We start from the raw sequence: 22,966 nt of genomic DNA on the forward strand, positions 1-22,966 counted from the left end.
AGGGCCCACCAGTCAAGTTCCACGGAAAGATGGGCTAAACCGGCCAGGGCGAGCCCCTGGGGGTCATGAAGCGCGACCCCATAAAGATCAAGGCCCGGTTGCAGAAGGGACAGCCGGTGGGATTCAATGGCGATCTTCCCCGGGATCGCCGTGTTGACCCGGGACTGAACCCATTGAAGACCATGGTTGGATTTGATCCAGAAGAGGGCGCTCCAGAAAACGATGCACACCGCGGCCGCAAGGGTGGCGGCGATCAGCAGCATGGGTTTGAGCATTGTTTTCATGGGGACAAAAAATACCGCCTTCGGAGGAAAAGGACAATCTCAAACGGCGGTATTTCACCTGTTTTTAATTGAAGCGCCATTTTCGATGCGTCATCGTATTTACAAACAGGCGCACCAAGCGGTTTTTCAGCGATCGGATTACGCGCCGGACGCGGCCATGGCCGATTCGATACCCTTGCTAAAATCCGTGGGCACGTTGGCTGCCCTGCCGGCCAGTTCCCGGTCCAGCATCATCAATCCCTGGGGGTTGTCCTTGATGAACTTGAGCTGGGCGATGATGTCGTTGTCGTTTTCCTCTTCCTCCACCTGTTCGGTCACATACCACTCCAGAAAAATCTGGGACGCATGATCCTTTTCGGCAATGGCCAGCTCCATCAGATCGTTGATGGACTGGGTAATGTACTGTTCGTGGGCCAGAGTCTTGGTGAACATATCCAGCGGTGACTCGAAGGCAGCGGGCGGCTCCTTGATGGCGGCGAGCTTTACCAGGGCACCCTGCCGCTGGATATACTCGTAGAACTTCATGGAATGCAGCATCTCTTCGTGGTATTGCACCATAAACCAGTTGGCGAAGCCCTTGAGCCCCTCCTGGTTGCAGTGGGCCGACATGGCCATATAAAGGTAGGCCGAGTACATTTCCCGGTTGACCTGTTCATTCAAAGCCTGGGTCATTTTGTCACTGATCATGGATCTCTCCTTCCACTTTATCAAACGGTTATTCGTTAATAATACCTGACCGGCACTTGCCGCTTGTTGGTGCAGGGCCCGGTGCTTCTGTTTTCAAGACAGCCTGGTAGTCCAAATCATAACAGCCGGTGAACAGCCCAACTGTAATCATCGGCAACCCTGCCTTCAAGGGCTGACAATAAAGCGCGTACTGCTGATTCTGAATGAAAAAAAGGGGGTGCTGTCGGCTAAATGATCCCTTGGTCCAGCATGGTGTCGGCTACCTTGACGAAACCGGCAATGTTGGCGCCCATGAGATAGTTGCCGGGACTGCCGTATGCGTCGGCGGCGGCCAGACAGGTGTCGTGTATGCCCTTCATGATGATCTTCAGTCGGCTGTCCACTTCTTCGCCCAGCCAGGTCAGGCGGATGCTGTTCTGGGTCAATTCGAGGCCGGAGACGGCCACGCCTCCGGCATTGGCCGCTTTGCTGGGTGCGTAGAGGATCCCTTTGTCCATGAAAATATCCCGGGCGTCTGCGGTGCAGGGCATACTGGCGCCTTCGCACACCAGTTTGAGGTTGTTGTTGATCAGATGGTAGGCGTCCTGTTTGCTGATTTCATTCTGGGTGGCGCAGGGAAAAACGCATTGGGCGCGATGCCGCCACAGGGGATTCGACCCATGGCCAGGGGCCGCCGGTGTGTAGGTGGCGTGGGCATATTGATCGACGTATTCGCTGAGTCTGCCCCGCCGGATGTTTTTCAGCCGGCTGACGAATACCAGTTTTTCCGCATCAATTCCCTCCTCATCGTAGATATGACCCGATGAATCGGACAGGGTGACCACCCTTGCCCCCATCTCGATCAATTTGCGGGTGGTGGACTGGGCCACATTGCCGGAACCGGAAACCAGGCAGGTTTTTCCCGAGAGGGCGTCATTGCGGGCGGCCAGCATCTGGGCGGCGAAATAGACGCAACCGAACCCTGCCGCCTCAGGCCGGATCAGACTGCCGCCCCAGCCGAGACCCTTGCCGGTCATCACGCCTGTGAATTTATTTTTCAATTTGCGGTACATGCCGAACAGATAGCCGATCTCGCGCGAACCCACGCTGATATCCCCTTCGGGAACGTCCGTGTCCGCGCCGATATGCCGGAACAGCTCGGCCATAAAGCTCTGGCAGAAGCGCATCACTTCACCGTCCGATTTACCCTTGGGTTCAAAGTCCGCTCCACCCGCGCCTCCGCCCAATGGCAGGGTGGTCAGGGCGTTTTTAAAGACATGTTCGAAGGCCAAAAATTTTAAAATACTCTGGTTTACCGACGGGTGAAACCGCAGCCCGCCTTTGTAAGGGCCGATGGCGCTGTTCATCTCCACCCGAAACCCCCGGTTGACCATGACCTGGCCCATGTCGTCCATCCAGGGTACGCGAAAAGTGATGACGCGTTCGGGTTCCACGATCCGTTCTACAATATTGTGGTGGCGGTATTCGGGGGTTTTGTCCAGTACCGGTCTGACGTTGTCGTCACGTCGCCGACGGCCGGGATGAATTCGTTTTCGTGGGGATCTCGGGCAAGTGTGGGTTGAGGGATATCATTCATGTCAATACCCTTCGGGTTGGAATAGTGCATCAATTCAATTTGTTGCGCCGTGTTTTGTAAAAAAGCTATTGTTTTTTGGCAAAGTGGCCGATAATGTGTTTACAACCGTACAACAAGGAGTCGCGTACATGGAAATTAAAGGCAGTCATATTCAATCCAAACTCAGCGTTTACCAGAGCGCGCAAGTGCAGGGGAAAAACAAGGATACGGTCAAGTCCGAAAAGCCTGAAGCCTCCACCCCCCAGCAGGACCGGGTGGCCCTGAGCGGCCGGGGGCGCTCCATTGCCGATGCCCAGCGGGCAATGGCCTCCGTCCCGGACGTACGTGAATCTCTGGTTTCACAGATCCAGAACGACCTGCAGACTGGGACCTACGTCGTTGACAACCAAAAGGCGGCGGAAGGCATCCTCCGAGAATCCATGATTAATCAGGCTGCCCTGATGTGATGCGCCGGCAGCTTCAATGATGCACCAATATAGGGAGATGGTCTTACCGCCGTCTCCTTTTTTGTTGGCCAACCATTTTTTACTTGATGGTCCGCGGTGATGGTGGTCCGTTTCTGCACAACGGTCAGTTTGCCGGTGTGGATGGTTCTGGTTCGCCACCCGGCCTTTTCCTATTCAGCTCGATGGCTTCGAGACGTTTTTCGGCCTCCGCAATGTCCTCTTCGACATAGCGGAGATCGTTTTGGTAGGTGGTGAGATTATTGTTCAGCACCACCAGCTGCCGTTCGATGGACTTCTCATTTCTGCGCGCATAGGATCCGCTTCGTTTCCGGTAATATGCGGCATCCTTCTCCGCTGCAGCAATGCTGGCCTGGTTTTCCACGATGGTCTTTTCAAGCTGCGTTTTGCGTTCTTTGAGCCGCTTCAGCTGCTTGTTCAGCTGTTGCATCTCCGTGCTATCGAATTGCGGCGCCGGGTCGGGCGTCGTCGCCGTCTCAGCCGGCTTTGAATAACGGATTACGCTATCGACCTGCGTGCTGTCTTTGGGCGGCCGGTCGGTGATGTGGATGTTGCCGTCCGCGTCCGTCCATGTGTAGACCTCACCGGCGACAGCTGGACCCGCGAGCACCAGCACGACACACAATACATTAATCGTCACCCACGCCATTTTCATGCCTTTCCGTCCCTGGTCCAGCGTTGTTGAAACATAACCCTTATTTTTTCCAATCGTTTTCGGTTGGCACCGAAATCAGAATACCCCACCCGAGAGGCGGAGCGCATATGGATAACGGCACTGTCCGGGAAGAAGAACTCCACATCGTCAACAAACCCCATCATTTTGGATCTGAATTCCACGTGAAGGTAATCTTCCGTTTGGGCCGCGATGCGGATGCCGGCCAGCCCCTGAACCACCTGTTGGATCAGCTCCACGGCGGCGGACTTCTCTCCCTCGTAGGCAATGGGATCGATGTGGTGTCGCTTGTCGCCGCCCTGGCTGACGACGCAATTGGGCCTGTTGGGGCAGGGGGCAAGACGTCCATCCTTGAGACCGGTATCCATAGGCGAGTGTCCTGCGCATCCGAACATAATGATGCTTGTCAACAAGATGGACGCATTCAGCGACGCGTTAGGTTGCATTGCTGTCGCCGGTCGTTGTGCCATTGCCGTCATTAACGGGTTTCGGATTGTACGTCTCAAAATCGCCGCTGCCATAAAATCGGAACGGTCGATCCTGATCGTCCACCACGGTGATGTTGTATAGGGCACCCGGAGCGCCTGTTTCAGCCGCTGCCTGGGTGGCCTGCCACAGCTTCCAGGCATAGCGCCAGGCCGTGACATCCGAGCTCAGCGGGGCTGCCTCGTGGGGCGGCGAGAGGCCCGCTTCGACACCCGCTTCGGTCTGCTTATGGAACCTGACCCGGAATCCTTTGGGTTTCCGGATCCACCCGTCCTCGATCAGTTTCAATCCGTCGGCAATCTTCATCTTTTACTCCCAGTCAGATATTTTCCTCGTCTGAGGCTTCGCGAGCGCCGGGTCCCACAAGGCCTCCCGGCGCCGGACAAAACGATCCACCAGCTTTAATGCGGTCATGATTGATGTGCAGATCCAGCTGCGGGAAAGCGAATTTGATGCCCTCGCTGTCAAAGCGCAGCTTGGCTTTTTCCAGCAGGTCGCAGCGGGCGACCCAGTAATCCTTGTTGTCCACCCAGCAGCGTCCCCCCAGATCCACAGAGCTGCTGGCCAGGTTGAGCACATACACCATGGGACCCGGCTTGGTCTTCACCCGGGGATCTTCAATCATTATCGATTCCAGTGTCCGTTTGGCTTTAAGAAGGTCTTGATCGTATCGGATGCCTACGTCAATCTTGAGCCTGCGGGTTTCTGTGAACTGGTAGTTCATGACGATGTCGTTGAGAATCTGCCGGTTGGGAACGAAAAAGGTCTTCCCGTCGAAGGTCTTCATTCGCGTGTTGAGGAAGGTGATGGCCTCCACTTTACCCAGCAGATTGCCGGCCTTGACCGTATTGCCGACTTTGAAGGGCATGGTTGGGATGAAAGGCTTTAGAAAGATTGCGACACCGGTGACAACTAGTGCAATAATGGTCAGCAGACGGAGCAGGTTGACTGGCTTGGCACCGAATTCCACCGCCGTGCCCATTATCACGATGATGACAATGATGCCGTAAAGCAGATTACACATCAGCAGTGCGAGCTTATTTTTCGGATACCGTTTCCGTATTCCCTGACTTAAGCTGTTGTGCATCCACCTGGCAGCCAGAAGACCCAAGATCAATATCGCCAGTGCCAGCGCCATCTGCGTGCCGTGCTGGGTCATTGTATCGCCGAGCATCTGGAGCCGTGACATCTCATTTTGCATTGATGATGTTCTCCCTCAAGGATGGTGAAACTAAAATTAGCGACAATGGTACGACGGCCCTAAGAGCAGTTCAATTTTATGGGGCAAGTCGTTTTCAAGGATTTGGTATAAAGTAAACGGCCGTCGTGCCGAATGGGCGCTTTTTTGAATAGGACTTTTTAGCCCGCACGTCAAGATCCCACTGAAATAACTAAGACCAGATGCCGTGCATGTGTTGATGTATGCGGTTCACCTGGGTCTTGAGATGACTCGGTCGAGCTTTTCCTGAAGGGCCTTCATTTGGAAGGGTTTCTGGATAAAATCATCCGGCGGGCCAATGTGGGCGAAGCGGTCTTCGATCTGCAGCCGGGTATACCCGCTGCTAATAATGATTCTGGCGTCGGGCCGGATCTTCTTGACCTGTTGCATGGTTTCCAGTCCATCCATGCCGGGCATGGTGAAATCCAGCAGCAGGCAGTCGATGCGATTCGAGGCCTGTTTAATTATATCCAGGGCCTTCTGGCCACTCGAGGCCATCCGAACCGTGTAACCCATGCGTTTGAGGAACTGATTACCGATGTCCATGACCATCTCATCATCATCCACCAGCAATACGATTCCCCGTTCAGCTACGTTTTCGTTGTCTTCGTTTTCGACCGCCGCCGGCCTCAGGGCAACCCCTTGTATGGGAAACAGCGCCGTGAACACCGAGCCCTCGTTTTTAACGCTGCTGACCTTTATGGCACCATTATGGGACCGGATGATGCCCATGACCGCCGCCATGCCAAGCCCGCGGCCGGTGAACTTGGTTGAGAAAAAGGGGTCGAAGACTTTGCCCAACGTTTCCGCGTCCATGCCACGTCCCGTGTCGGCCACCTCCACATAGGCATACATGCCTTCGGGCATCTCTTCTTTCAGGTAGGTGGTGGACAAATAAGCCTTGTTGCAATGCATGGACCCAGTGGAGATTCGAACCCAACCGTCTTCCTTTCCCAGCGCTTCAATGGCATTGGTAATGAACCCGGATATCATTTGGCGCATCTGGTCGGCGTCAGCGGCCACCAGCGGCATGGGGTCGGTCAGTTTCATGTCCAGGTTCACATTGGCCATCTTGGATTCGTCCAGGTTTTTCAATACCGCTTTTACCGCTTGGGACAGGTCTACCGGAACGCTCTCCATTTTCAACTGGCCCACATAGGTCAGCATCATACTGCTCAGGTCTGCCGCCCGCTGGGATGCATTGGCCGCCCGTTGGATATTGCGGACGGCGGTTGATCCCTCGGACAGATCCGATTTGGCAAGTTCCAGGTTGCCCAGTACAACCATCAGCAGGTTGTTGAAATTATGAGCGATGGAGCCGGCCATGGTTCCGAGGCTTTCCATTTTTTTGGATCGTTGAAGCCTGTTTTCGATGGCGTTTCGTTCGTTATCGGCCTTTTTGCGCTCGGACATGTCCCGGGAGATGCCCAGAACGGCATTGGGCTGGTCGTTTTCATCCAACAGGAAACCGGCGGTCACCTCGATGGGAAGGATGCTGCCGTTTTTATGAAGCTCTTCCAGTTCCAGGATGACCGAATAGCTTTTGGGTTCGATTTCTCCAGCCGCTATCTGTCGCATGGCTCCACTCAAATCGGTGGTCGCCCGTTGAAAAGAATCCGGTGTCAGGTATTGGTCAATTGACAGGGACACTATTTCATCGGGAGCATAGCCCAAGGTTTTTTCTACAGACGGACTGACATATGTCAGCTTTAATGTCTCAAGGTCGAGTATCCAGATGACATCCGTGACATTTTCCGCCAACAGGCGATAGCGCTGTTCGCTCTTTTGCAGCCGTGAATAGGACCGGGCATTGACGATGCCGGCGGCTACTTGTGAGGCGATGCCCATGAGCAGGTGTACATCGCTGGTGGTGTGATCCCTCTTGGCGCCCTTGGTGTCTACCAACAACAGGCCCAGGGGTTCTTTTTTATGAATCAGGGGGGCGCTGATCAGGGCGTCGACGTTGAGGTTCTCTATCAACGTGACGCTGCTATGGGCTAATCCTTCGATATTACTCTGAATATCGCTCAAGTATACCGGTCGGCCGTTTTTCAACGACCGAATGAACCGGTCGGAAGTGTTCTCCGGATCGATGCCGACATCCATCTGGTCGAGGAACTGCCGTTCTGACTGTGAAAATCCGAAGTTGGCGGCGTGACGCAGCCGGTTGCACCCAGCGTCGCAAAGGGCGATCATTCCCCGGGTGAACTCCAGGTTCCGCGACATGGATTCCAAAACGGCGTCGAGGAAGGTTTTCTCCTCCAGGATGTCCGCCCCGGCATGGCCGATTTCCTGAACCAGCCTCGCGTTCTGGTAGCGGTTTTCAATCTCTTCCAGGAGATTGCCGGCACTGTCGCCTTGTTTTTTGAGTACGCCAGCCAACTCTTTTTTTTCCAACCGACTGCCAAACAGCAAAATAGAGAGGAAAACCACTCCCATGGCCAGGATCAACGGCATCCAAAGGGCCGCGGGCAGGAAAAAAAGCGTTGCGGCGGCAGCGGCGATGGTCAGTGCACCGGCATAGGCTCCCACCCGTTTCCAGACGGCAGAAGGATTTTCCTGCCAGGAAATCAGGTACCGGCAGGCATCATCACCGCGATGCATGCATCGCGGATGCGCCACCTGGGATGCTTGACCGGTCAAGAGCGTACCGATGGCTTCGAAAATACCCTGACGGTTTTCACACTGAAAAGGCTCTTCCCGGACATCCGGCCGGACGGAAACGGTCACTTCAGCGCGATTTTTACCGGTGATGGTGGTTTTGCTTAAATGCCCCCTGGCCCATCGGGGGTAGAGTCGGTCGACGGCCCTGTAAATGGCTGCGGGTGTGATGAACTGCAGACCGTACTGCTTCAACGTTCCCGTCGATTTCATTTGCAGGGCGTGCAGGCCGACCTTGTATGAAATTTTCGAGTCGTTCAGCACTTCGTCCAGATAGCGGTGAAATTGGTTGATTTGGGCCTGATTTAAAAAATGTCCCTCATCGTTGATGTCGAATCGGGTGAGTCCGCTGCAGCGCAACAGTTCGTCGGTATCGAGATCCACATGGCGGGATTCCAGATAGTTGATGTAGTTACCGATGATGCCGCTGTTGTTAAGCGGGGTGAGATAGTTGAAGGCTGACTGATCAGTCGAAATGGCGGATCTTGTCAAATATAAAAGCTCCCGTAAATCAAGGCTGAGCAGCGACCCGGTACCCGGACCGTGTGATTCGATAATCATTATCGGCAAGTTGCCGATTTTCATAAGAGAAATCGATGGTGGGCTTTGAGGCGAACAATAAAAAAGCGGCCGCCGGCCGGTGCCGGCGGCCCATCATGCCTATACGGCATGAAGGGCAAGCGCCTGATCCCCCATCTTCGTGTTGGCGATGTCGAGCAGATCTCGGCTGGAAATGACGGCAACGGCCTTGTTGGCGTGGTCGTTGTCAAAATAACGGTCGGCAGCGTCTACCACTGCTTTACGGGTCAGTTTCAGCAGGTTTTCCTTGTTGCGTACGCGGGTTTCGTCGGACAGTCCGATGACCCGCCGGTAGAAGGCTTTGCGGGCAGCCGGACCCGGCGGGTCCGGCTTGTCGATTTCCGAGCAGACCTGCAGAATGGCCTCTTTCACATCCTCTTCGGTAAATGTTCCGGAGCGAATGAAATCGGCCGCCCCATTGTAGACCTTCAGGGTACCCACGATATGGGGATCCCGGTAGGAGCCGAAGCTAAAAAGCCCGTCTTCGGCGTTGTACAGGGCGAATCCGCCGTAGGCACCGCCCTTTTCCCGGATCTCCCGATGCAGGTACATGGAACGCAGCATTTTGGCAATCACTGACAGGGCGGGACTGTGCGCATGGTCCAACCGAACGGTTCGAAATGTCTGGGCCACGAACGAAACGGCCGTGGAGGTGCTCCATCCTTCCATGGGAAGGCCTGGTGTCAGGTCCAGCCGGGGCGGCGCAAAGCCGTCTGGTCCGCCGGCTGCCAGTGCGCCGGTCAGGGTCTTCACGGGCATTGCCGCCTTGGCCAGCATTGCCTTTTCTCCAATCAGGGCCAGTTTCACATTATTCCGGTAAAAAACCGCATGGCCGATAGCTTGGAGGCTATCGGTCAATGGCTGCATGCCGCCATCGGCCGTTTCTGTTTCCACCTGTTTGATGGTGTGCAGCTGGTGGATGCCCCCCCATATTTCCTGGAGGTGATTGGCAGGGGTAAAGTTGCGTGAGGCCAGGGAGATGGCCAGGCGATGGCCGTTGTGGACCACTGCGGCCTCGAGGCCTGCCCGGTATTCCAGAACCAGTTGGCGCAGCCGCGTGTGGTTGGTAAAATCGATCTGGGACGTCAGTTCGTGAAGGATCTCGAACATCCGGTCCTGGTTGCGGTTCAGGCATTTACCGGAAAAGGAGATAAACGGCAGACAGTCGCCGCTGTCGTCGAACCGGGTGCGGGCGTTCGCGGAAAAACCGATGCCGCCGGTATACAGGTCCATGCGGCGGGCCATTTGGGCGTAATCGCAGTCAGTTGTGCCAATTTTGGATGCGGCATAGCAGAAAAAAGGCACCAGGGGCAGCAACTGGCGGTCGATACCACCGGCCCCTAAACCTCCCGAGAAATAAAAAATGCCAGATGTAGGCTGGTCATAGGTCCACACCGGCGGCTGGAAGTCCCCCGGCGTGGGGTCGATTCGTACCACTGAAGGGGGAATGTCCTCGCGTTGCAGGGTGGGCAGGCAGGCAAGGTTTTCCTGGGTTTCCTGTAGCTTTTCCAGGGCTGCCGCATCAGCGCGGATACCTGCCAGATCGGCTTCGTCCACGCCGGCCAGAATGTCGGCCAGTTCCTTCTCCACACGCTGGTTCTCACGTTCGGCCATCTGCTGGTCCGGGACCAGGGTGAAACGGACCCGGTGGGGGTTATCCAGGAAATCATGCCGGATTTTTTCCTCCAGGAACCGGCCTTTGGCCAAGGACTGTCGGAGACGGTTGAAATCCGCATCCAATTGGAGCATTCGTTCCGGATCGCCGCCGTGCAGCCAGCTGGCCGAAACCCCGATCAGCAATTTGATGCCATATGGGTAAGGGGTGTTGGTGACCTCTTTGCGATGAAATTCGATCTGGTGGATGGCCGATTCCACCAGCTCCGGATCGATGCCTTCGTCGACCAGGCTTTTCAGAACGTCAAAGACGATGGTTTCGATCTTTTCTGCATCGGATTCGGATATATCCTTCAGACCCACCGAGAACATGGTGTCCCGGTTTTCCGCATCATATCCGGTGCCATCGGAAAGGGCCGTACCCAACTGGCTGTCCATCAGTGCCTTTCGCAGCGGCGATGCCGCATTGCCGATGAGTACCTGTTCGATCACCGCGGTGACCAGCACCTCGAAGGTGTCCTTGATATCGGAGAGCAGCCATGCCACGCAGGCCTGGTATTTTTTTTCAGGGTCCTCGCTGCGATCCAGCGGGTAGTGATAGACCACAGCCTTGGGCGCCGTCCACCGGGGCTGGGCGGGAACGTCCGTTCCCGGATCGATGCGTGAAAACCGGCCCAGCACCCGCGCTTCAATGAATGCCAGGTGGTCTTTCAGCGACAGATTGCCGTAAGTGTAGAAAAAGGCGTTGCTCGGATGGTAGTGGCGGGCATGAAACGCTTTGAGCTGTTCATGGGTCAGCGAGGGTATGACAGCGGGTTCGCCGCCGGAGTTGTGGCGGTATGTCGTGTCCGGATAAAGCGCGTTGAGCAGCGACCGGACCATGACCTGATCCGGCGACGACATGGCGCCTTTCATTTCATTGTACACGACGCCTTTGTATACCAACTGCGCATCTTTCCCTTTTCCGGCTGCATCCAGCCGGTGCCCCTCCTGCTTGAAACTCAGTTCGTCGATATCGGGGAAAAAGGCCGCGTCCAGGTAGACATCCATGAGATTGTAGTAGTCTTTGCGGTTCTGGGTGGCAAAGGGATACATGGTCCAATCCGAGGCGGTGAAGGCATTCATGAATGTGGACAGGCTGCGCTTGAGCATGGAAAAAAAGGGATCACGCACCGGAAACCGTTCGGAACCGCACAGGACCGTATGCTCCAATATATGGGCGACGCCGGTGGAATCCGTCGGGACGGTTTTAAAGGCCACGCCGAAGGTGTTCTCCCGATCCATATTGCTGATGTGGATATGCCGGGCGCCGGTGCCTTCGTGTTCCATCTGGTAGAGCCAGGAATGGATATCCGTGAGATAGGACACCTTGTTAACCGAGTATCCGCCCAGCCGGTCTCCGGTGGCAATGCCGGGATTGTTTGCGTCTTTTTGCATAGTCATGTCGATCTCCAGTGAGGCTTGCTTGATTTCGGGTTGCCGGTTCGGGAATGACTACTCCGCCGCTTTGTATTTGCCGCGGCTGACCCGCCTGATTTTTTCAATTTTGTTCAATCGGAAAATAATATTGCGCAGCTTCTTGTCGTCGTAGCCGGTTTGCTCCCGGACTTCCGCGATGCCGATGCCGTTTCTGCTTTGTCGGATCAGGTCCAGGACGGTTTCCGTGGAGTTCGCAGGGGACGCGTCATTGCTTTTGGCCGCTGACCGCCGGGACCTTGGCGTAATCGTTTTTATCAGTTTCTCCAGGCGGTCGAGCCGGTCGTTGAGGCCGTCGATGTCTCGTTTCGTGGGGATGTTGTAATTGTGCATGAAAAATTTGACCATCGCATCAAAGCTTACCGGTTTTCCTTTTCGTTTGGGCATGTACACCTCCATGGGTTCTCGTCTTAAATCTGAAGAATTTCGGCCGCCTCCGCCGGGTCCAATACCATCCATCGTGGCGTCGAGCCTGTCGTTCAAGTGTTAAGAAAACAATCAGGTGGAAATGCAAATGACTGCATGGTCAAATTAGACATGCTGTCAAGCTAAGGGACAACTTATCCAAAGTCAATGGCCAGGTTATTAGAATGACACTGAAAAAATGATAGCATCGACAATTACCGCACTTTTTCCATACTGAAGAAAGTCTATAAATACTTTTTGATGAGGCAGATACGAGTGGTCCCGTACGCATGCGTCACATCCATGATCCAGACCCCGGCGCGGATGATCCGGACATTAAGCAGTCAGGTGGTCTGAAGACCTGAATTTCTGTTGCCTTCGGGACGCTCCTGTTGTATGGAAAAAGCATAGACAGTCAGAGGGATTCGTCGATTCCGGATGATCAAGAGACAATATGACGCAAGGCACTATATTTAAAATAAAGAAATATGCGCTGCACGACGGTCCCGGCATCCGAACCACGGTTTTTTTCAAAGGATGCCCGTTGTCGTGCCGATGGTGCCATAACCCCGAGGGACTTGATCCAGAACCCCAGACGATGTCGCGCCGTGCGTCGTCCGGGGAAATCGATGAGACGGTGGGGATCGTCCTCGGGGTGGATGATTTGATCAAAGAGATCGAGAAGGATGTGCTGTTTTACGATGAATCCGGGGGCGGGGCCACCTTCTCCGGGGGTGAACCGCTGGCTCAGCCTCAATTCCTGGAAGCTGTGCTGGCGGCCTGCAACCATCTGGAAATTCACGCCGCGCTGGACACCAGCGGCTTTGCGCCGGTGGCCGTCCTCGATCGGATCCTCCCCCGGCTGCAGTTGGTGCTCTTTGACCTCAAGGTTATGGATGAAAAGCAGCATCGGCGATATACCGGGGTGTCCAACCGGACCGTTCTCGAGAACCTGACGCGGATCGCTGACAGCCGGACACCTGTGCGCATCCGGGTCCCCCTGATACCCGGCATTACCGACGGCAGCGCCAATATCGCAGAGATAATCCGGTTCGCGTGCACCCTCAAGACGGTACAAGGGGTGGACCTGTTGCCGTTCCACCGGATCGGGGGTGAGAAATACCGGCGATTGGGAATGACCGACACCATGGCCGAAACCGCCCCCCCGATGACTGAACGGGTGGCGGCAATCAAACACAGATTCGAATCCGCAGGATGGACTGTCTCCATTGGAGGATAACCATGAATGAACGCATCAATCGTTTGAGAATCCAAAGCCTTGCGGCCGTGCCCAGTCTGTCGGAGGAGCGGGCCCGGCTGCTGACCGACTTCTACAAGAGCGGCGTCGCCCGGACCGAACCCATACCGGTGCAGCGGGCCATGGCCTTTGCCACCATCATGGAGAACAAAACGATCTATATCGGACCCGACGAGCTGATCGTGGGCGAACGCGGACCGTCGCCCAAAGCCACGCCCACCTACCCGGAGGTGTGTATCCACTCACAGGCGGATCTGGATATTATCAGTGGCCGTGAGAAGGTCGCCTTTCTTGTGGATGAATCGGTGCAGCAGGTTTACCGTGAGGAGATCATTCCCTTCTGGCAGGGGCACACCATCCGCGAAAAACTCTTCTCTCATCTGCCCGAATTGTGGAAAGAGGCCTATGCCGCCGGTATCTTTACCGAATTCCAGGAGCAGCGCTCGCCGGGACATACCGCCTGCGGGAACAACATTTACCAAAAAGGCTTTCTGGATTTAAAGGCGGAGATCCGGGATGCCATGGACCGGCTGGATTTTTTCAACGACCGTGATGCGATGGACAAAAAAAGCCAGCTGATGGCCATGGCCATTGCTGCCGACGGGCTGATCGTTTTTGCCCGCCGCCATGCCGATGCGCTGCTGCTGATGGCCGAATCGGTATCCGATCCGGACCGTAAAGCTGAATTGATGCAGATGGCCGCCATTTGCCGACGGGTGCCGGCCCATGCCCCGCAAACCTTCTGGGAGGCGCTCCAGACTTACTGGTTTGTCCACGTGGGGGTCATCACCGAACTCAACCCCTGGGACGCCTTCAACCCCGGTCGATTGGACCAGCACCTCTACCCGTTTTACGAAAAAGATCTCGCCGAAGGCCGCTTGACCAGGGAGCAAGCCAAAGAGCTGCTGTGCGCCTTCTGGATCAAGTTCAACAACCACCCGGCGCCGCCCAAGACCGGCGTTACCGCCAAAGAGAGCAACACCTATGTCGATTTTGCCCTGATCAACGTCGGCGGGTTGAAGGCCAACGGCAGCGACGCCGTCAACGACCTGAGCTACCTGATCCTGGATGTGATCGAAGAGATGCGCCTACTCCAGCCCTCATCCATGGTACAACTGAGCAAGAAAAATCCGGATCGATTTATACGCCGTGCGCTCAAGATCGTGAAAACCGGGTTCGGCCAGCCGTCCATCTTCAACACCGACGCCATCGTCCAGGAGCTGGTGCGCCAGGGAAAAACGGTGCAGGATGCCAGGGAGGGCGGAGCCAGCGGCTGCGTCGAAGCCGGCGCCTTCGGCCGTGAGGCCTATTTTCTGACCGGCTACTTCAACCTGCCCAAGCTGCTTGAACTCACCTTGAACAATGGGGTTGATCCGCGTACCGGCAGCCAGCTGGGGCCGGCCACCGGCAAGCCGTCCGAGTTCAACCGTTTCGAGGATCTCTTCGACGCCTGGACCCGGCAGCTCAACCATTTCATCGACATCAAGATTCGCGGCAACAACGTCATCGAGCAGATCAATGCCCGCCACATGCCGGTGCCCTTTCTCTCCCTGCTCATCGACGACTGCATCGAAGCGGGACGGGATTACAATGCCGGTGGCGCCCGCTACAACACCTCCTACATCCAGGGGGTGGGCCTGGGATCCATCACCGATGCCCTGACGGCCCTCAAGGTCCATGTGTTCGACCGAAAAACGATCACCGTGGACGGTTTCATCAAAATACTCTCTGAGAATTTCGAAGGACACGACGATTTCAGGCGGCTGCTGCTGGACGACACTCCCAAGTACGGCAACGACGACGACGCGGCCGACGACATCATGCAGATGGTCTTCGAGGCTTACTACGACGCGGTCAACGGCCGGCCCAATACCCGCGGGGGCGTCCACCGGATCAATCTGCTGCCCACCACCTGCCATGTCTATTTCGGCAGTGTCATCGGCGCCCTGCCCGACGGCCGCCAATCGGGTATCCCCCTGTCCGAAGGCATTTCCCCGGTACAGGGGGCGGACCGCAACGGCCCCACGGCGGTGACCCGGTCGGCTGCAAAAATAGACCATATCCGCACCGGCGGCACTCTGCTCAATCAGAAGTTTTTGCCCCAGGTGCTGGCTGACGAGACGGGCATCACCAAGCTGGCTCAGCTGGTGCGCACCTATTTTCGCATGGACGGCCACCACATTCAGTTCAACGTGGTCGACGGTGACACGCTGCGCCGGGCCAAGTCATACCCGGACGACTACCGGGACCTGATTGTCCGGGTGGCCGGATACAGCGATTATTTCGTGGATTTGACGGAAGACCTGCAGGATGAGATTATCCGGCGCACCGAACACGAGGTGTTCTGAGACGATTTCTTCCCTTAACCCATAGGAAAGCTTAATACCCAGCTCGGATATGCCGGGATCGCCAAGTCTTAAATCACAAGCACCAAATTTCAAATAAATTCCAAACCAAAGTATCCAAATCCCAAAAAAGGGAAAAACCAACAGTCTATTATTATTATGATTTCTCCACCATTGATGATTGAAAGGGCCTTTCTTCGAGACCCAAGGTTTATAATTGTGAAGTTGGTTATTGTGAGTTATTTGTCATGTGGGTTTTGGTTATTGTTTTTTATGAAATGATAACAATAGGTTTAGAGATTATTAAGATAATAAAAATATGACCTTTGAAACCATCCGCAAAAGTTCCGCACCCGATATGGTAGCTGAACAGATCATCGAAAGGATTGCCGGCGGTGAACTCGCACCCGGCACCCAGCTTCCGGCTCAGCGCGATCTGGCCCAGATGCTGGGGGTGGGGCGGTCATCGGTTCGCGAGGCCATCAACGCCCTGGTGGTGATGGGATATTTAGAGCCGCTGCAGGGCAAAGGGACCTTTATCAAGGATGTGCTTCCCACTTCCGATCCGGGCATCGAGAAGCTGGCCGCGGCCTTTTCCGCCGGCTCCATCTTTGACCTGATGGAGGCGCGGGAACTGTTGGAGTGCCGAACTGCCACCCTGGCGGCGGAACGGGCCGATGGCGCGCAGATTCGGAACTTGAAGGCGGCCATGAAAAAGGTGAAGGGAACGGAATCTGAATACGCCATCTTTCTCGATGCGGACATCCGTTTCCATGCAGCTGTGGCCGATGCCGCCGGCAACGTCGTGCTGTGCGAGCTGACCAAGCTGGTGCTGGAGAAAGTCCTGGCCCACCATAATGCCTTGAAAACCGTTTTGTTGCCGCCGGCTTACCGCGACGTTTCCATCCGGACGGCCGCCCGGGTTGTGGAAGCCATTGAAGCCGGTGACGGCGATGCCGCGGCCCGCTGGATGGCCCAGCACCTGGACGCCATCCGGGATGAATTGAAAAACATTATCAGTTGATGGGGACTGGTTCTGGGTTCTGAGTTCGACGGTTAAACGGAACGGCACCAAATGAATAGGTTGAAGGTGTTGAGGCCCTGAGAAAGAAATGAATACCGCCGAATATACCGGAAGTAACAAATTGTAAGCACCATATTAGAAATAAATTCCAAACTACAATATTACAATCTCAAATTTTATTAACTAAGAGGTACTCTACCCATGCAAATTCGTGTTCTCACGGCCGCAGACATCCGTGCGGCCCTTTCCATGACCGCGGCCATCGACGCGGTGGGCCGGGCATACGCACAGCTTTCCGCCGGAAAGGCCACCATGCCCTTGCGCTCACGGTTCCACACGCAAAAGGGGGTGACCCTGCTCATGCCCGCCCATCTTCACGACAGCGGCGATTTTGCAGTGAAGATCGTTTCCGTTTATGCGGACAACCCCAAGCTGGGTCTGCCCACGGTGGCGGCCACGGTGCTGGCCCTGGATCCACAGACCGGCATGCCCCTGGCTCTGATGGAGGGGGACAGCCTGACGGCGCTGCGCACCGGTGCGGCCGGCGGCGTGGCTGCGCGCTATCTTGCCCGGGCGGATGCCGAAAACGTGGCTCTTTTCGGCGCAGGTGTCCAGGCACGCGCCCAGCTCCAGGCGGCCATGGCCGTTCGTAAAATCGAGCGGGTCTGGATTGTCGATCCATTCGAATCCACCGCCCGACGACTGGCAGACGACATTGCCGGCTGGCCCGACGCGCCGGCAGTTACCCTGGCCGATTCCCCGCAGTCAGCAGTGGCACAGGCGGATATCGTGCTGGCCGCCACCACGGCAACTACCCCCCTGTTTGACGGCAACGAACTGAAACCGGGTACCCACGTAACCGGTGTGGGTTCCTTTACCCCCCAGATGCAGGAAATCGACGCGAACACCATCCGTCGGGCACGGGTGGTGGTGGACCAGCGGGACGCGGCCATGGCCGAGGCCGGGGATATTATTATCGCCAAGGCGACGATCGACGCCGAAATCGGTGAGATCATCAACGGAGACAAACCCGGCCGGCAGAATGATGAAGAGATCACTTTCTTCAAGTCCGTGGGACTGGCCGTGCAGGACGCGGTGACGGCGGGCGCCGTGCTTAAGGCGGCAGAGGAAAAGGGGCTGGGCACAGTCATCCAGATGTCATGAGAGCCAATTTCAAATCGTCCCATTGCGGCCAATATCCGCGTTGGGCTCACATTCCAATCCTCGACATACTATATGTATGCCTCCGGTTGACAATGATCGCCCGCCTTGATCTTGACCGCACTGCAACGTTTTGAAGCAGGCTCGTGAAGTAAATACACAAAGATACAAAGAACCTGATTTCCATGTTGGAATGACGTTCTCGATATGGGAGCAGACCATGCATGAAAAGATGAGAGACTGGACGCCGCCGGACAGCTGGCAACGGATCACCACCATCGACGCCCACACGGGCGGTGAGCCATTTCGCATCATCACCAGCGGCCTGCCCGGGTTGAAAGGCGACACCATTCTGGCGCGCCGGCGATATATGACCGACCACCTGGACCACCTGCGCACGGCCCTGATGTGGGAGCCCCGGGGACATGCCGACATGTACGGCTGCATCGTCACGCCGCCGGTGTCGCCCGAGGCGGACTTCGGCGTCCTGTTTCTGCACAACGCCGGCTATAGCTCCATGTGTGGCCACGGCATCATTGCGGCGACCACCGTGGCCATCGAAACGGGCATGATCGAGGTTGTCGAGCCGGTAACCACCGTGCGCATCGACGCCCCGGCCGGCCTGGTAACCGCCCACGCCCGGCTGGAAGGGGGGCGGGTCAGGAGCGTCTTCTTTCACAATGTGCCTTCTTTCGCATTGGTTCTGGACCAGACGATCGATGTCCCCGGCCTGGGGCCCGTGCGATATGACATCGCCTACGGCGGCGCCTTCTATGCCTTCGTCAAGGCCGACGACCTGAGCGTGACCACCACACCCGGGGACTTCAACGCCCTGATCGACAAGGGAATGGCGGTCAAGCGGGCCGTCATGGCCGCCGGTCCGATCATCCATCCCTTCGAGGCCGATCTGAGTTTCCTGTATGGCACGATCATCATCGGGCCTCCCCACAGCCAGGGGGCCCACTCCAGCAACGTGTGCATCTTCGCCGACGGGGAGGTGGATCGCTCTCCCACCGGCACAGGTGTGAGCGCCCGGCTGGCGCTGCATTTCGCGCGCAGGGAAATCGGTTTGAGCGAACCCATCGTCATCGAGAGCATCCTGGGATCGCGCTTTACCGGCCAGGTGGTCGAATCCACCACCTTCGGTCCCCACGACGCTGTTATCCCGGAAGTGGAAGGGAGCGCCTGGATTACCGGCCGCAACGAATTTCTGATAGATCCGGCGGACCCGCTGAAAAATGGATTTATTTTCCGGTAGCATGCAGAAAGAGAAAAACCCATGTCCAATCTGGTGAGACATGCCTCCCGGTTCAATGAAGCTCAGGCGGCAGCACTGGCAAAGGAGCTTTACGAATTAGACACCTGTGCCAAAGGGTTGCCCAGCGAACGGGACCAGAACTTCCGGTTGCAGGATCAAAAGGGCGGCCAGTTCGTGCTCAAAATCGCCAACGCCGCAGAAGCCCGTGAGGCCCTGGAGTTCCAGAATCTGGCCATGACCCATGTGGCGGAAAAAGGCGCCGCCCTGTTCGACGAATTCGATCCCTGTCCCCGGGTCTGCAGTGCTCCCGGTGGTGAGGAGATCCTCTCGATACCCGGGCAGGATGGTGCCAGTCATTTCGTGCGGCTGCTCACCTACCTGCCGGGCAAGCCCCTGGCCACGGTCAACCCCCACGACAAGGACCTGCTTTTCAGTCTCGGTTCGTTTCTGGGCCGCATCGACCGAGTGTTCATGGATTTCGACCATCCAGCCACCCGTCGGGTGTTTCACTGGGACCTGGCCCGCTGCGGAGAGGTGGTGGCGTCGTTGCTGGACGAAATCGATGATGTTGAAAAGCGGGATATGGTGCAGCATCGATTAGACCACTATCGCGCCGACACGGCTGCAAAACTGGCGGGCCTTCGGTCCAGTGTGATCCACAGCGACGGCAACGATTACAATGTGCTGGCATCGCCCAATGGTCGTTGGGACAACCGGGTCACCGGGCTCATCGATTTCGGAGACATGGTTTATTCTCACACGGTCAACGAACTGGCGATTGCCTGCGCCTATGCCCTCATGGACAAGACAGATCCCCTGGCCGCTGCCGTGCAGGTGGTCGCCGGCTACCACCGCGCCTTTGCCCTCAGGGAAAACGAACTGGCGGTGCTTTTCGACCTGATCGGCATGCGCCTGTGTACCAGTGTTTGCCACAGTGCTCACCAGATCCGCCTGGCACCCCGAAACACCTATCTGCTGGTCTCCCAGCAGCCCGCCTGGGAACTGCTCCACCGGCTGCAGCCGATCAGCCCGGATTTTGCCGAGGCGCTTTTCAGGGATGCCTGCGGTTTCGATCCGGCGCCACGATCCCGCAACGTGGTCGCCTGGCTGAAGGAAAACCAGGCGTCGTTTGCCCCGGTTGTGGATGCAGCGCTGCTGGGCGGCCATCCGCCGGTCATCGACCTGAGTGTGAGCACATCGCTGCTGGGTGCTGGTCTGGAAAAAGCGGATGCGCAAGCCATGACACGCCTGATTTTCCGGGAGATGGAAGATGCCGACAGCCTCCTCGGCATCGGCCGATACAACGAAGCCCGGGTGATCTATACGGCCAATGCATTCAAGGTGGAGACGGACACCGCCCCCGAATACCGAACCGTTCATTTAGGGCTGGATCTGTTCGCCCGGCCGGGGGAACCGGTGTATGCCTTTATGGGCGGCCGGGTCCACAGCGTTAAGGATAACGCCGCCCACCAGGATTACGGTCCCACGATCATCTTGTCCCATGAGACGGTCAGCGGCATTCTGTTTTACTCACTTTATGGACACCTGGCAGCCACATCGCTGGATGGTCTGGAACCGGGCATGCGCATCAGCGCCGGGCAGCCGATCGGCACCATTGGCACCTCAACGGAAAACGGCGGCTGGGCGCCCCACCTGCACCTTCAACTGATCACCGCTCTTCTGGGGCTGGAAGGCAACTTTCCCGGCGTGGCCCGACCCAGCCAACGACGGGTGTTAACCGCCCTGTGCCCGGATCCGGGCGTGGTCCTGGGGCTCACCACCGCGCCGCCGGCCGCGGAAGTCCGCCAGACGGATGAGATCATGGCCATCCGCCAACGGCACCTGGGCAAAAGCCTCAGTGTCTCTTACGACACCCCATTGAAGATCGTCCGCGGCATGGGCGGCTTCCTCTACACCGAAACCGGGCAGCCCTACATGGACGGGGTGAACAACGTCTGCCACGTGGGCCATTGCCACCCGGCCGTGGTGGCCGCCGGTCAGCGACAGATGGCCGTGCTCAATACCAACACCCGCTACCTGCACGACCATATCGTGGACTACGCCCGTCGTCTGCTGGCCACCTTCCCGGAACCATTGAGCGTGTGCTTTTTCGTCTGCAGCGGCAGCGAAGCCAACGAGCTGGCCCTTCGCCTGGCGCGAACCTAGACGGGACAGCGTGACATCATCACCGTGGACGGGGCCTACCACGGCAACACCCAGGGACTGGTGGACATCAGCCCTTACAAGCATGACGGGCCCGGCGGGAAGGGCGCACCGCATTGGGTGCAGACGGTCGTCATGCCCTGCGGTTACCGCGGGCCCCACAAGGGCACCGGGACGCATTCCGGCATCGCTTATGCCGGCTATGTGAAGACGGCCATCGACCGTATCGAGGCCGCGGGCCGTCGACCGTCTGCCTTCATCTGCGAAAGCATGCTGGGCTGCGGCGGCCAGGTGCTGTTGCCCGATGGTTATCTCCGGGCTGCCTTTGACCACGTGCGCGCCGCCGGCGGGGTGTGCATCGCCGACGAGGTCCAGGTGGGGTTCGGCCGGGCCGGCTCCCATTTCTGGGCCTTCGAGACCCAGGGGGTGGTGCCGGACATTGTGACCCTGGGCAAACCCATGGGTAACGGCCATCCCTTGGCGGCGGTGGTGACCACCCCGGACATCGCCGGAGCCTTCAACAACGGCATGGAGTACTTCAACACTTACGGCGGGAACCCGGTTTCCTGCGCCGTGGGTCTGGCCGTGCTGGATGTGATCCAAACCGAAGGGCTGCAGGAAAATGCCAGGCAGGTGGGGGCCTATCTGCTGGAACGGCTGTCGACCCTGAAGGAGAAGTCTCAACTGATTGGTGATGTCAGGGGGATGGGGCTCTACCTGGGTGTGGAACTGGTGACGGACCACGACACCCTGACACCGGCAGCGGACGAGGCAGCCTACATCTGCAACCGAATGAAGGATTACGGATTTCTGATCAGCACCGACGGCCCCCTGCACAATGTGCTCAAGCTCAAGCCACCCATCACCTTCTCACAAGCAAATGCCGATGCCCTGGTGGATGCATTGGAGAAAGTCTTTGCCGAGGACTGCCTGAAGTACTGAGCCGTTGAACCGCGATAGCGAGCGTATTCCTCGCCGCTTGTCGTCGCGAAGCAAAGATCCCGCTCATCCGGGCGGCGGGGTTAGCGAGCGAACTGCAAATCGATTTTTTTATCCTTTCGGTGCTGCGAAGCACTGCCGTTACAGGCAGAACATTCCCCGCGGCTTGCCGTGGGGAGGGTTCAAAAAATCGCCGGTATTTAGGGCTTGTTTTGACATAAGCTGATGAACTGATGTAGTCTCAATCTATGCAGACCTTTTCCATCGGTTGGACTTCATTCCCACCGAAAAAGAAAAACTTCCCTATCATGCCGGATAGACGAAACGGTTTTGATTAACCAAATAACATGGAGGATTTGTTATGGATATCATCGAATTACTCAAAATGGGTGCGGCAACGTTCACCAATAGCAGTAAAAGCGGCGATGCCGGCAGCAGCCTGGACATCGGCAACCTGACATCGGCACTCTCCGGTCTTGTAGGCGGAGACCGCAGCAATACCGGTATCGACCTGGGCTCCCTGGTATCAAAGATGGACGCGGGCGGGCTCGGTGCTGTCGCGAAGTCCTGGCTTGGCGACGGAAACAACGAATCCGTTTCGACTGACCAAATTACCAACATGTTCGGCAGCGATAAAATTTCTGAATTTGCAGGCAAACTGGGTCTTAGCGAGGATGAGGCGGCTGGCGGCTTG

General features: G+C 56.9%; 16 protein-coding genes and 2 pseudogenes. 8 read left to right on the forward strand and 10 right to left on the reverse strand.

The window, feature by feature from the left end:
- From QNK41_RS20360 to gdhA, 3 genes and pseudogenes are all read right to left on the reverse strand, one after another.
- The coding region (locus tag QNK41_RS20360; protein WP_319260871.1) for a hypothetical protein at positions 1–284 on the reverse strand (284 nt) is incomplete at its 3' end.
- Between the two features lie 138 nt (positions 285–422).
- Positions 423–971, reverse strand: a complete 549-nt coding sequence (locus QNK41_RS20365) for a ferritin (protein WP_319260874.1) — start codon at positions 969–971, stop codon at positions 423–425.
- A gap of 227 nt (positions 972–1,198) precedes the next feature.
- A pseudogene (gene gdhA, locus QNK41_RS20370) lies at positions 1,199–2,547 on the reverse strand (NADP-specific glutamate dehydrogenase).
- Between the two features lie 128 nt (positions 2,548–2,675).
- Between gdhA and flgM the strand changes: the two are divergent.
- Entirely contained in the window at positions 2,676–2,993 is a 318-nt protein-coding gene (flgM, locus tag QNK41_RS20375; protein ID WP_319260876.1) for a flagellar biosynthesis anti-sigma factor FlgM, read from the forward strand.
- 124 nt (positions 2,994–3,117) lie between these two features.
- Here flgM and QNK41_RS20380 read toward each other — a convergent pair whose 3' ends face one another.
- From QNK41_RS20380 to QNK41_RS20410, 7 genes are all read right to left on the reverse strand, one after another.
- Positions 3,118–3,666 (reverse strand): DUF4124 domain-containing protein, encoded by a 549-nt coding sequence (locus QNK41_RS20380; protein WP_319260879.1) that lies wholly within the window; start codon positions 3,664–3,666, stop codon positions 3,118–3,120.
- On the reverse strand, positions 3,663–4,052 hold the full coding sequence (locus QNK41_RS20385) for a DUF1499 domain-containing protein (protein ID WP_319260881.1): 390 nt from the start codon (positions 4,050–4,052) through the stop codon (positions 3,663–3,665). Before QNK41_RS20385 ends, QNK41_RS20380 begins: the two co-directional genes overlap by 4 nt.
- A gap of 67 nt (positions 4,053–4,119) precedes the next feature.
- Positions 4,120–4,476, reverse strand: a complete 357-nt coding sequence (locus QNK41_RS20390) for a hypothetical protein (RefSeq protein ID WP_319260883.1) — start codon at positions 4,474–4,476, stop codon at positions 4,120–4,122.
- Between the two features lie 13 nt (positions 4,477–4,489).
- On the reverse strand, positions 4,490–5,371 hold the full coding sequence (locus QNK41_RS20395; RefSeq protein WP_319260885.1) for a mechanosensitive ion channel family protein: 882 nt from the start codon (positions 5,369–5,371) through the stop codon (positions 4,490–4,492).
- A 228-nt stretch (positions 5,372–5,599) separates the two neighbouring features.
- Entirely contained in the window at positions 5,600–8,542 is a 2,943-nt protein-coding gene (locus QNK41_RS20400; RefSeq protein WP_319260887.1) for a response regulator, read from the reverse strand.
- A gap of 168 nt (positions 8,543–8,710) precedes the next feature.
- A complete protein-coding gene (locus QNK41_RS20405) occupies positions 8,711–11,686 on the reverse strand; it encodes an insulinase family protein (RefSeq protein ID WP_319260888.1) in 2,976 nt (991 codons plus the stop codon).
- A gap of 51 nt (positions 11,687–11,737) precedes the next feature.
- Complete coding sequence (locus tag QNK41_RS20410; RefSeq protein WP_319260892.1) at positions 11,738–12,106, reverse strand: hypothetical protein; 369 nt, start codon at positions 12,104–12,106, stop codon at positions 11,738–11,740.
- 472 nt (positions 12,107–12,578) lie between these two features.
- Between QNK41_RS20410 and QNK41_RS20415 the strand changes: the two genes are divergently transcribed.
- From QNK41_RS20415 to QNK41_RS20445, 7 genes and pseudogenes are all read left to right on the forward strand, one after another.
- A complete protein-coding gene (locus tag QNK41_RS20415; protein WP_319260894.1) occupies positions 12,579–13,364 on the forward strand; it encodes a glycyl-radical enzyme activating protein in 786 nt (261 codons plus the stop codon).
- Positions 13,365–13,366: 2 nt separating this feature from the next.
- The gene (gene hypD / locus QNK41_RS20420; RefSeq protein ID WP_319260897.1) at positions 13,367–15,730 is read left to right on the forward strand and encodes a trans-4-hydroxy-L-proline dehydratase; all 2,364 of its coding nucleotides are present in this window, start codon (positions 13,367–13,369) and stop codon (positions 15,728–15,730) included.
- A 316-nt stretch (positions 15,731–16,046) separates the two neighbouring features.
- Positions 16,047–16,751, forward strand: coding sequence for a FadR/GntR family transcriptional regulator (locus QNK41_RS20425; RefSeq protein WP_319260900.1), 705 nt, complete (start codon positions 16,047–16,049; stop codon positions 16,749–16,751).
- A gap of 201 nt (positions 16,752–16,952) precedes the next feature.
- Positions 16,953–17,915 carry a hypothetical protein gene (locus tag QNK41_RS20430; RefSeq protein ID WP_319260902.1) on the forward strand — a complete coding sequence of 321 codons (963 nt, stop codon included), beginning with the start codon at positions 16,953–16,955 and terminating at the stop codon, positions 17,913–17,915.
- Between the two features lie 217 nt (positions 17,916–18,132).
- Positions 18,133–19,170, forward strand: a complete 1,038-nt coding sequence (locus QNK41_RS20435; RefSeq protein ID WP_319260904.1) for a proline racemase family protein — start codon at positions 18,133–18,135, stop codon at positions 19,168–19,170.
- Between the two features lie 21 nt (positions 19,171–19,191).
- Positions 19,192–22,275, forward strand: a pseudogene (locus QNK41_RS20440) (aminotransferase class III-fold pyridoxal phosphate-dependent enzyme).
- 358 nt (positions 22,276–22,633) lie between these two features.
- The coding region (locus tag QNK41_RS20445; RefSeq protein WP_319260906.1) for a YidB family protein at positions 22,634–22,966 on the forward strand (333 nt) is incomplete at its 3' end.

Origin of the sequence: Desulfosarcina sp., from assembly GCF_033791525.1 — a bacterium.
Taxonomy (GTDB): domain Bacteria; phylum Desulfobacterota; class Desulfobacteria; order Desulfobacterales; family Desulfosarcinaceae; genus Desulfosarcina.